The 10,821-nt window shown below is 58.8% G+C and carries 8 protein-coding genes; 4 read left to right on the forward strand and 4 right to left on the reverse strand.

What is annotated here, in order from left to right; genetic code table 11:
- Window positions 1–418: 418 nt before the first annotated feature.
- From SB822_RS53645 to SB822_RS53655, 3 genes are all read left to right on the forward strand, one after another.
- On the forward strand, window positions 419–1,846 hold the full coding sequence (locus tag SB822_RS53645) for an RAD55 family ATPase (RefSeq protein ID WP_410858652.1): 1,428 nt from the start codon (window positions 419–421) through the stop codon (window positions 1,844–1,846).
- Between the two features lie 57 nt (window positions 1,847–1,903).
- Window positions 1,904–2,296 carry a response regulator gene (locus SB822_RS53650; protein ID WP_410858653.1) on the forward strand — a complete coding sequence of 131 codons (393 nt, stop codon included), beginning with the start codon at window positions 1,904–1,906 and terminating at the stop codon, window positions 2,294–2,296.
- Between the two features lie 200 nt (window positions 2,297–2,496).
- Window positions 2,497–2,856: a response regulator gene (locus SB822_RS53655; protein ID WP_410858654.1), complete on the forward strand. Its 360-nt coding sequence runs from the start codon at window positions 2,497–2,499 to the stop codon at window positions 2,854–2,856.
- A gap of 628 nt (window positions 2,857–3,484) precedes the next feature.
- On the opposite strand, the gene SB822_RS53660 is transcribed toward SB822_RS53655, so the two are convergent.
- Entirely contained in the window at window positions 3,485–4,825 is a 1,341-nt protein-coding gene (locus SB822_RS53660) for a sensor histidine kinase (RefSeq protein WP_410858655.1), read from the reverse strand.
- Between the two features lie 815 nt (window positions 4,826–5,640).
- Between SB822_RS53660 and SB822_RS53665 the strand changes: the two genes are divergently transcribed.
- Window positions 5,641–6,396 carry a hypothetical protein gene (locus SB822_RS53665; RefSeq protein WP_410858656.1) on the forward strand — a complete coding sequence of 252 codons (756 nt, stop codon included), beginning with the start codon at window positions 5,641–5,643 and terminating at the stop codon, window positions 6,394–6,396.
- A gap of 662 nt (window positions 6,397–7,058) precedes the next feature.
- Here SB822_RS53665 and SB822_RS53670 read toward each other — a convergent pair.
- From SB822_RS53670 to SB822_RS53680, 3 genes are all read right to left on the reverse strand, one after another.
- Window positions 7,059–7,586 (reverse strand): hypothetical protein, encoded by a 528-nt coding sequence (locus SB822_RS53670; RefSeq protein ID WP_410858657.1) that lies wholly within the window; start codon window positions 7,584–7,586, stop codon window positions 7,059–7,061.
- Window positions 7,587–7,595: 9 nt separating this feature from the next.
- A complete protein-coding gene (locus tag SB822_RS53675) occupies window positions 7,596–9,647 on the reverse strand; it encodes an alkyl/aryl-sulfatase (protein ID WP_410858658.1) in 2,052 nt (683 codons plus the stop codon).
- Between the two features lie 768 nt (window positions 9,648–10,415).
- On the reverse strand, window positions 10,416–10,821 hold a 406-nt coding region (locus tag SB822_RS53680), incomplete at its 5' end, for a response regulator (protein WP_410858659.1).

Here is a 10,821-nt window from a genome sequence, read left to right on the forward strand (position 1 = left end):
TTCTATTCGTTGGTGGCGTAAGGACTCCTTGTCATCGCGGAATTTTCTTGCCTTGCCGCCATTATCGCGACACAACCCTCTTTTCCCTCGTACGCGGACGTCCGTTCCTCAATGCAAAGCCGCTCGTGGAAGGGATCGCTTCACACTAGAACGCGCAGAGGCTTATGGCCCGTTCTGTGCCTCATCAGATCATGTCGGAAACCCAGCCGTAGAAGATATAGAGCAGGGGTTGCGTCACGCAGTTGTATCTCGCCCGCCCGCAGCCTGTAGTCATATCCGGGATCCGCACAGGATCCGGCCGCGTCCAATCGTGCGAAAATCGTGCAACTGTCAAATTGGGCCGGAATGCGTGGAGCAGTAGACCACTCGCCTCCGCGGCCTGACCTCCGTGCGAACCCTTATCGAACCGGGCCAAGCGATGAACCAGACCTTGATGCGATTAACCAGCCATGTACCAGGCCTTGACACGATCATGGGTGGCGGCCTGGTCGCCGGATCGTCCTACATCATCCAGGGACGCCCAGGCGCCGGGAAAACGATTCTCGCCAACCAGATCGCCTTCGATCAGGTCAGACAGGGTGGAAAGATCCTCTATATCACCCTGCTCGCAGAGTCACACGACCGGTTGTTCCAGTCCCTTTCGACGCTCAGCTTCTTCGACCCCGAACTGGTCGGTAACGGCATTACCTATCTGAGCCTGTTCCGGACGCTGAGGGTGGATGGTCTGAACGCACTTGTCGAGGTGCTGCGCAGCGAGCTTGCACGTCAGGGCACGTCGATGCTGATACTCGACGGCCTGCTGAACGCGCGGGAAACCACTCACAGCACGCTCGACGTCAAGACCTTCGTGGCGGAACTTCAGGGCCATGCTGCGTTCAGCGGTTGCACGGTGCTGTTTCTGACAAGCGCACGGATCGACGACTCCAGCCCCGAACACACGATGGTCGACGGCGTATTGCAGCTTCAGGAGGAACTGTTCGGCTCGAGGACGGTGCGGCGAATGCGCGTCGCCAAGTCCCGTGGCAGCGCATCGCTCGGAGGCCTTCACCACTACGAGATTAACGATGCCGGCGTCGTGGTGTATCCACGGCTCGAAGCGCTGTATGCCCGCCCCACCAAACTTGATCTTGCCCCGCGGGAGCGTGTATCGAGCGGTGTCGCCGATCTGGACGCGCGCATCGGCGGCGGGTTGCCCGCCAGTTCTGCGACCATCGTCGTCGGCCCCGGCGGCAGCGGGAAAACCAGCTTCGGCCTGAACTTCCTGCAACTGGCCACACCGCAAAAGCCCGCCCTGCACTTTGGCTTCTATGAAACACCGGCGCGCCTCGCCAGCAAGGCGCACGCGCTCAGCATCAACATCGATGCCCTGATCGCCAGCGGCGCGCTCATCGTGCTGTGGAATCCACTGACGGAAAACGTCATCGACAGCTTGGGCTATCAACTGCTCGACGCCGTTCAGGCACGGCGTATTGACCGGCTTGTCATCGACGGGCTGGCCGGCTTCGATCGGGCCGCAGTCGACCGTCACCGGCTGATCGAATTCGTGGCGGCGCTGACCAACCAGCTCCGTTCCCTCGAAGTCTCGACTCTCTGTACCTGGGAGACGAGAGAACTGTCGGCACCTGAGATAACCGCAACGTCGCCTGAAGTCCTGAGCCTCTTCGACAACGTGATTGGCATGCAGCTCGACGAGGTCGAGGGCACAATCTCGCAAGGCATGAAGGTCATCAAGCTCCGGGATAGCGCCTTTACGCCTGCGATCACCAGACTGGTCATTCCTACTGCCATGTCAGCCCCGTTCAATGACGCACGAAAGCTGGTGACTGACGATCCGGAACGGTCATAGTCTTGCGACGACGCCACGAACCGGACCGCACACAGACACGAGCATGGGCGAATCGGCATGACCACGATCGTTGTAGTTGATGACGAATCCCTGATAACCGACTTCCTTTCCTTCTTTCTGAAGGCTGAGGGGTATACGGTGCATGCCGCGCGGGACGGCAAGTCAGCGTTGGACATTATCGGATCGGTCATTCCCGATGTCGTGCTCACCGATTTCATGATGCCCGCCATGTCGGGGCTGGAGCTCGCACAGGCCCTGAAGGGAGACCCCAGACTGGCACATATCCCCATCATCCTCGCGACCGCGGCACAAGGTGTGGCCGCCAAGGCCCACCCCGATCTTTTTACCACCGTTCTGGATAAACCTTACCCGCCACCCAGGTTGCTGGACGCATTGAATGCGGCACTCGGACGCACGGACGATCCTGCTGACGGGAACGCGCCCCGTTGACGGCAGGTTTCAGCCGCAACCTTCCTGACCGTGCCAGAGACAGCCGACGCGGACCAGAGCTCGCGCGTTCGAGCTGGGCAGACGGCACAGTTTCGTCAGCCAGGGGACCGTATCCCAAACCGGGAAACAAGGCACGGGACATCCGATAACCGTCTGGCATGAAGCGTGCGACAGTCCCGCCACTCAACCCGGGGCGGACGATGTCTACCGTGCTTCTTGTCGACGACGAGCCGGACATGCTTTTCGTATGGCGCCATATCCTGACGAACGCCGGCTATACCGTGCGCGTCGCGCCGAACGGTGCTGTCGCGCTCGATCTGCTGCGTGTCGCACGCGCACACCTTGTAATCACAGACTGGATGATGCCCATCATGAACGGTGGCGAGCTATGCCGCGCGCTACGTGCCGACCCAGCCCTTGGTGACATTCCTGTGCTTGTTTTTACCGCCGTCTCAAGACCTCCATTTCCGGGGGCGCCCTGCTGGGATGAATGGATTGTCAAGCCCGCCAGTCGCGAGTACGTCCTCGCGACGGTCGCACGGCTTTGCAAGCGGCAATGACCTGATGAACAGCCGGATTCGCTGACCTTGGAATTTTTCCGAAAACTGTTCCCGATCTGTACCACTTTGTCGGCCTCAAAATGAGCCCTCCGGGTTCTTCAACGTTTGCCGCAAAAATATCTCAATGGCCCTTACGCGACACATGCGTCTCAGTTTGGTCATGATGGCCAGCACGGTCAATGATCGTCAAGCGCCGGTAGGCTCTGATTGCGCTGCTGTGTGTTGCTGTAACGCTCACTTTACTTCCGACTATGACAGCGATCGCGGGCAACACGCCGGCAAAAGCGTTCACGGTGGACAGCGGGTATAAATGTTCGTTTGCGACCCGATACGGGTTGCTCCGGTTGCCGATTGCCGATTGCCGATTGCCGATTGCCGATTGCCGATTGCCGTCCAGCAATGTCGCCGAAATGCGACAGACGGGCGACTGGCGTTTGATGTGACGGCATGTGGTGGGCGGTCGTCGCGCAGTGCAGGTGCGGGAAGGTTCGGGTGGTAGCCACGTCGGTGCCCCGAGGGACCCGCGTTGTGCCATCTGGAGGGAGGAGCAGCAGCCAATTGCGGCAAGGGTGACATAGAAGCAGAGGCAGGATACCCTCGGCGCGCTGTGGTGACGATTTCCACATAATTAACCATCAACGATGGCCATCACGCGCGACGGCAAAACGACGGTCGCGATCAGCCCGCTTCGGCCGTCGCGCCGGTTCTGAAGCGAAATCGAGCCACCATGCTTCGCAACGACTGACTTCACGATCGACAAACCCAGGCCACTGCCTTCGACCGTTTCGGCATTCAAACGGAAGAAGCGGTCGAACACGCGGCCGAGCGCCTCCTCAGGAATGCCGGGTCCCGTGTCGGTCACACGTATGACTGCGCCTGTCGCATCCTCGAATACATCGATATCCACACAACCACCAGCGGGCGTGTATCCCAGCGCGTTCTCGACGAGATTTCGTACCGCCATGCGTAACTCACCGGCGTTGGCATTCACGTGCGTGGCATCGAAGCGCCTGACGCCCAGGTCGATCGAGCGCGCGTACGCGATGGGTAGCAGATCGGCCACGAGCGTCCGAACCATCTCGCGCACGTCAAGCGCATCGACGGCGGAACCGGGATCGTGCTGCGCATCGGCGCGTGCAAGCTCAAGAATCTGCCGGATCATCGTCGCGGTGCGGACCACCGCTTCGCGCAGTTCACGTAACCGCTCGCCGCGCGCGGTCGCATCGGGCGCGTTTTCCAGGTTATCGATACGCAGCTGCAAAGCGGCAATCGGTGTTCGCAGTTCGTGCGCCGCATCGGCGATAAAGCGCTTCTCTGCATCAATGCCGACCTGCAAGCGGGCAATCATCCGGTTGATCGAATCGGCGAAGGGCCTCACCTCTTCGGGTACGTGCGATATGTCGAGCGGCGTCAGGCGCCCAATACCGACTGTTTCCGCATCCGCACTCGCGCGCTTCAGCGAGGCGAACGCGGCATTGACGATCAGCGGGATTGCGATCCATACGAGCAGTATCAGAAAAACCGTCGGCACAAGACTTTCGAGCGCCGCGCGCCCAGCAGTCTGTTCGCGAAACGCGATAGGCTGACCAACCTGATACGTCAAATCGTCCGTGTCTTTTCTAAGCGTGTAGAGTCGGTAGCGATGACCATTGATCCGCTCGACCGAGTATCCGCCCGGTGCGTCCCGGCTGAAAGTCACGTCCGGGTCGGTGTTGTCGGTCGGAGTCGAAAGCCCCCGTTTCCATATCTGCCCGACGAACCCGTCGATCGAATGCTGTGGGGGACCGTTCGTGCCGATCGTGCCGACCTTGCCGGCCGAGAGCCACACAGCCGCGCCTTGCAGATGCTGGTCGAGCAGTTCGTCAATATGCTTCATCGAAAGCCAGTACGATGCGCCGGCATCGGCGGCGCCGACGGCAGCGAACAGCACGACCAATGTTCCGACAATCCGGCTCTTCAACGATCTCATGCCCCTGGCTCCGAAATATGCCGGCTGACGCGTCCCCTCTCGGGCATTCGCCTCCATTGCTCAACCTGCAATGTCGGTTCGCCCGATCTCTTGTCTTTTCGCTGCAGACAAGACCGGATTTCCGTCGGAATAGTCAAAGGCGTAGAGAACTGGCATCCAACCGCTCGATTATCACGAACTCCAGCAATGATATGTTGACTGACCCGGCTGGCGTTTTCAGGCTGGACGCAACACCACGATTTGTCCGACGTACCCAAGCGTACGTCATGAAAATTACAGCAGAATTAGGCCAGTGCAGCGATTGGGTGCCGGGCCGCCAGCCGCGAGCAGATACACTCGCAAATCTCTACGGACGATGGATATGGGGCGGCGAGTGCCCAAGCGACCACCCTCAAGCTCCGACCGTCGACGCCGCGGGTAAGTCCTTTTCGTTCCTACCGCCTTCCTTACTAGAATCACCGGTCGCCGTCGATAAATGTTCCATTGATCAGGAGCACTGTGCCACACCTTTCCGATGTAGCGAGATCACTCCCTATTTTGAAACGCGGGAAAATCAGGCATATTGTGCCATATGGTCCCATTTGGAGGAGGTCACACGATTGAGCATGCCCGAGTTCGTTCCAGTCGGATCCACGCCCCTTGCGTCACCCTTCCAGACAGTGCGCCGCGCGCTGGCTGTCAGTTTTGCGGCATCGGTTCTCGTTCCGCTAATCTGTGTACTTGTATATGGCGGCCTTGACTACGGACGGCGACTGGCGGACGCCAACTCCAGATTGCTTGTACTGTCCAGGGTCGCGCAGGAGAATGCGTCAAGAGTGTTCGACCTGAACGCAGTTCTGACGGCGCGCACTCTCGATCTGCTTGGCAATGCGACGCGAGAAGAGATACGGCAACGCGAACCGGAGATACATCGTCAGCTGGCGGCGTTTCTGGACGGCCTTCCGCAGGTAGCCTCGCTTTCCGTGTTCGGACCTGGGGGAGATCTGATTGCCAGTAGCCGGTATTCGCCGCCACCTGCTGTTGCCATTACCGATCGCGGCGGCTTCGGCTCTTCGCCGCATTCGTCTTCCCATCCATATATCTCCCTGCCGCTTTACCGACGCATCGATGGTGAAACCGTGCTTGTCTCTTCCGTTGAGCGTGCCAGTAACGGAGACGGGCATCTCGGGATCATCTCGGTTGCGCTGCGTCGGAAGTATCTGGTCGATTTGTATTCCAAGTTTCTCGACAACGATTCCGGTTACACGGTAGGTCTGTACAGGCGCGAGGGAGCCGCGATGCTAGCGAGCAGTTCACCCGACATTCCACGGGGTGGACTCGAGCATAACGGTAACTTTGTGCAGGCTGTAAAGGAAAACGTGCTGTTTGGAAACTTCACGCAGGAGGGCGGCGGACGCGGGGACGATATGCTGGTCAGCTTCAGACGGCTTGGCGATTATCCAGTCTATGTGGCAAGCACCTTTGACCTCGACGACCTGCGTGGCGCCTGGTGGCGCGACCTGATAGTGATCGCCATCACTGTCCTAATTCCCAGCGCAATGATTTGCGCCTGGATCTTGAGATCCGGATGAAGCCGAATGGCAGCGGCGAGTTCACAATACCGCTTAGATAATGGTTCACAAGCCGGCGCAGGTCAAACTGCTGGCCGGATTCACCCGGAAGGCAGAGCAACTGGCGAGCAAGCAACAGAAACCGGGAGACGCGGTATCGCTCAGGGAGGGCAACTTGATAGACCCGCGGTCCGAATCGACGCGAGTCTATTGCGCCGATGCTAGACGGGAGATTGATCACCAATCATTTCGATGTATTTCTTCCGTAGTTCGTGATGTTCAATGACGACGCTCAGTCGCACTGCATCAATTAGCCAGTATCAGGATCAGCGTCGCATGGTCTTCCCGAGTCTCACCCCGTTTCGTTAAGGGTCCTTGCCTGCCGCCATCCACGGGATATCCACTTCAGCGCAATGCTCGCAACATTCTACGTACATTGCCTTGCCAACCGCTTGAGCGCAGGACCTGCATGGTCGTAAAATCGACGGATGCCAGAGCACCAGGTCCAGGCTCCCCATCGGGGCTCAGCACAAAGCGGTTCTTCGGAAACTCTCCCCGGCAAAGCAACGCGCGGGCAAAGAGTACCGCCTTGCATAGTAGCGCAAACCAAAGCGACGATCTCCTGATGATCGAATACCGTCAAGCGCCGCATGAAGTCAGTGCTTTTATCCACACCTCGCGCATCAGTTGCTGCTAACCGCAACTGACCCCGCCGTCACGAACATCTGAACCAGGGACGTGTGATGGCTGGATGGCGCATCGATCACGAAGACCGAGTCGCGAAGCGCATTCTCGATATCGAACGCGCCACTCAACCAGGCACGTAGGGCCGCCTGCGACGTGACAACGACGTTGCTGCGCTTGAGTTCATCAGCCGTGGTTAAGTCGGGCATCTCGGGCACGATGTCCGGATCGAAACCGTCCATCGTGGGGTGGAAGAACCCCCACGTGTCGTCTTCGATCAGCAGCACATAGAAGTCCGGCAGTGCCAAGAGTTCCCCCGTCGTAAGTGAGACTTCGAATTGCGCCTGTAGCAGGTTCAGGGCGTCGACCGCAGATATGCGCTTTCGCGCGGCCGAAAGCGGGCCATCGTCGACGTCCAGTTCGCCGATCAGTCCGGCTTCAATCGCTTTTCGGCTAGCGACGGCCACGCTGAGTGCCAGCGGGTGACCGACGCTGAACTCGATCTTGAAGTTACAGATTGCGCACATTTCCACACCTCAAGGCGTGACAATGTTGAAATAGAAATCGAAGTTGTCCAGCCAGGAAATGAATTCGCCGAGCTTCTGGCTGTTGCCGTCGACCTTCGCTCCACCCGACATCACAAGCTTTTGCATTGAGGTCGTGCCCAGCATGACGTTGTTCAGGTCGGCGCGGGTCATCGTTATTGACGCGTCAGCATTGTTCGCTGTCTTCCCTTTCGAATAGTGAATCGCGCTGTTTTCCACGCCGACGACATAATTTTCCCTGGTGTCAGTCAGTGTGAGGTTGAGAAGCACGGTCTTGCCTGCTGCACGGTCACCATTCAATCGAATGCCCTGATAGTCGAGGAACATTTCAAGCGGCATGGCGCGAATCGTATCGGGGCTCGCGGGCGCTGGAGCCGGCACCTTCTTTATACCGTCGCGCAGTTCCATCGCACCCGTCAGATAAAAATTACGCCACGGGGCGGACTCTGACTGATAGCCGAGCTGCTCATAGGCATCGGCCAGCAACTGTTTCGCTGCCGTATTCTGCGGGTTGCTGAATACGACATGGTTCACGACCTCAGCGACCCAACGGTATTCACCCTTGTCGTAATAAGCCTGCGCTTTGCTCAGAACTGCTGCGGGGCCACCCATGAACTCCACGTAACGCTTGCCGTTCTCGACGGGTGGCAACTGATGCAGATTTGCAGGCACGCCATCGAAGAAGCCAAGACGCAGGTTGTACTGCGCGACCACGTCGTGATAAACCGTGCCGTAATAGCTTCTGCAATACCAGTGCTTGGCGAGACTGTCCGGTAGACGAATGGTTTCCCCGATTTCGCGAGGCGTGTAGCCGGTGTTGGCAAGACGCGTGGTCTGATCGTGCAGATAGCGGTACATGTCGCGCTGGGCACCGAGGAAGGCGACGATCCGGTCGTTGCCCCAGGTGGGCCAGTAATGCGACGCGAACAACACCTGCGCGTCGCCGCCAAACATGTCGATCGAGGCCTGCAGGTATTTGGACCAAAGCAGCGCATCGCGTACCTTCGCACCGCGCAGCGTATAGAGATTGTGTAGCGTATGCGTGGCGTCTTCCGCCGCGCAGAACGCCTTGAACTTCGGCAGATAAAACATGAATTCGGATGGTGCCTCCGACTCTGGCGCCATCAGCACGGTGATGTCTACACCGTCGAGCGTCATGGTCTGTCCGGTTTTTTCGGCGAATGTGGTCGGTGTGATCATGGAGATGGTGCCGACCGACGTTGTTTTACCCAATCCGCCATCGATGCCGCCTGTGGGGCTACGCGGCAGGAGCGACCCGTACATATAGCTTGCCCGCCGTCCCATCGCATTGCCGGCAATGATGTTTTCACCCACCGCCGCCTCAGTGAAACCGACAGGCGCCACGATTTTTACCTTGCCGGCCTTCACATCGTCCTCACTGACAATGCCGCGCACCCCGCCGTAATGATCGACGTGGCTATGCGTATAGATGACGTGCGTGATGGGCTTGTCGCCCAGATGAGGAATGACCAGTTCCTTCCAGACAGTTGAGGCGACCTCTGCCGTGACGAACGGGTCCACAACGATGTAGCCCTGGTTGCCCCGAATAATGCTCATCACGGACAGGTCGTAACCGCGCACCTGCCAGATGCCGTCCACCACCTGGAAGAGTCCGTGGTGCATGTTGAGCTTGGCGTTGCGCCAGAGGCTCGGATTGACCGTGGGCGGGGAGTTGTTTTCAGGGCCTCCGGTGATGAAAGCAAACTGCTGCAGGTTCCAGGCGGGATAGTCACCTGTCCCTTTGATGATGACAGGTTCGGGCAGCGTCGCGACCAATCCACGGCTGGCATCCTCGAAATCCTGCGCGTCGGCGAACGAAAGGAACTCTGCATATTGCCGGTTGATATCAAGCGTTGCTCGTGTCGCGGGCTTGCTGGCCGCGCTGCTCGCTCGGACAGCGGCGGTTTGCGCCAACGTGTCCCCTACGACACCCGACAATCCGGTCGCGGCTCCCGCAACTGCCACGTTTTTCAGAAACGCTCTGCGCGCGCCAGGAACTGCAGGTTCTTTCGGCTCAGACATCTCTACCTCCATTCCTCGTATGGTGCTTTGCACAACTACTGGAGTCCACGGCGCGGCGGGAAAGGCAGTTGCGGTGGCAAATAATCCGATTGACGGGCACGGCCGAGCCGAGGGCTCGCATCCGGTCCAAGGTCGCGCCCTTAGGCCAAACCGTTCCGCATACGCTGACGACGATGATTTTCTGCTGTATTAGCTTAATAATCGCGTGCCGGTTTAGGTATTGGCCTTTGGTCCAATAGCGGGGAGGTCGGTCACAGGATAGGACGCGTCGGATAAGGTCCAAATGCCATGGATCGGGAAGATTTGGTGCTATCTGGAATTTGGAGAAAGCCTTCTGGATCTGAGCTTCGTAGCCGGTCCAAGCAACGTACATCGTGCTGAATCCACGCGACGTCCGGCGATATCGATCGCGATCCTGCGAAGCCGCTACAAAGAATGTCGGCCTTCGGGCTCGTTAAGCCTGAAGGCCATTGCCGCGCGCTGTCTAATGCAAAACGCTTACCCGTCTGAACCGCGCAATTCTGTGACCGGCAACACACGGTCCCAATGCAGCAAGTTGCACACCTCCCGCAAATGACCGTTCGCGCTTCGAGTTGAGACAGATCCGGGGAAGGGGCCGCGTTCCACGCGCAGCATTGGCGTACGACAATGTCCCGATCTACATCGCCACTTCGCAAAAATACCTCATCTCGTTTTAGCGCGGGCATTTTGGCGTGATGACTTATGTCGGCGGCGCGCGATTTCCATGCTTGCGCACGCCTCTCATGATCAGGGTTTCGCTAACCGGGCATGCTCGATCGCGCCGAGTAACGCATGCAACGATACAGGCTTGCCGAGATGCGCATCGAAGCCGGCACGGACTGCTTCCTCCGCATCGCTCCGCCTTCCAAACCCCGTCAGGGCAAAAGCCGGCACCGCCCCCATGCCCGGCAGCTTGCGCAGTTCAGCGATGAGTTCGTAGCCACTCATGCCAGGCATACCGATGTCTGACAGGATCAGGTCGAATTCGTTTTCCCTCGCTGCCACCAGCGCATCTGGACCATTGCGTTCGGGCCGCACCTGCGCACCTTCCAGTTCAAGGAGCGCACGAAAACCTTCAAGCCCTTCCGCAGAGTCGTCGACAAGCAGGATGCGCAGTCCCTTGAGAAGGCTCGTGTCGGCATGCGAGCGCCGG

It is taken from the genome of Paraburkholderia sp. SIMBA_054 (genome assembly GCF_046534875.1).
Taxonomy (GTDB): Bacteria; Pseudomonadota; Gammaproteobacteria; order Burkholderiales; family Burkholderiaceae; genus Paraburkholderia; species Paraburkholderia hospita.

Bases quoted from the DNA above. Each gene is read 5' to 3' on its own strand.
- SB822_RS53660 (WP_410858655.1), bottom strand. From the start codon at position 4,825: ATGAGATCGTTGAAGAGCCGGATTGTCGGAACATTGGTCGTGCTGTTC.
- SB822_RS53645 (WP_410858652.1), top strand. From the start codon at position 419: ATGAACCAGACCTTGATGCGATTAACCAGCCATGTACCAGGCCTTGAC.
- SB822_RS53650 (WP_410858653.1), top strand. From the start codon at position 1,904: ATGACCACGATCGTTGTAGTTGATGACGAATCCCTGATAACCGACTTC.
- SB822_RS53655 (WP_410858654.1), top strand. From the start codon at position 2,497: ATGTCTACCGTGCTTCTTGTCGACGACGAGCCGGACATGCTTTTCGTA.
- SB822_RS53675 (WP_410858658.1), bottom strand. From the start codon at position 9,647: ATGTCTGAGCCGAAAGAACCTGCAGTTCCTGGCGCGCGCAGAGCGTTT.
- SB822_RS53670 (WP_410858657.1), bottom strand. From the start codon at position 7,586: ATGTGCGCAATCTGTAACTTCAAGATCGAGTTCAGCGTCGGTCACCCG.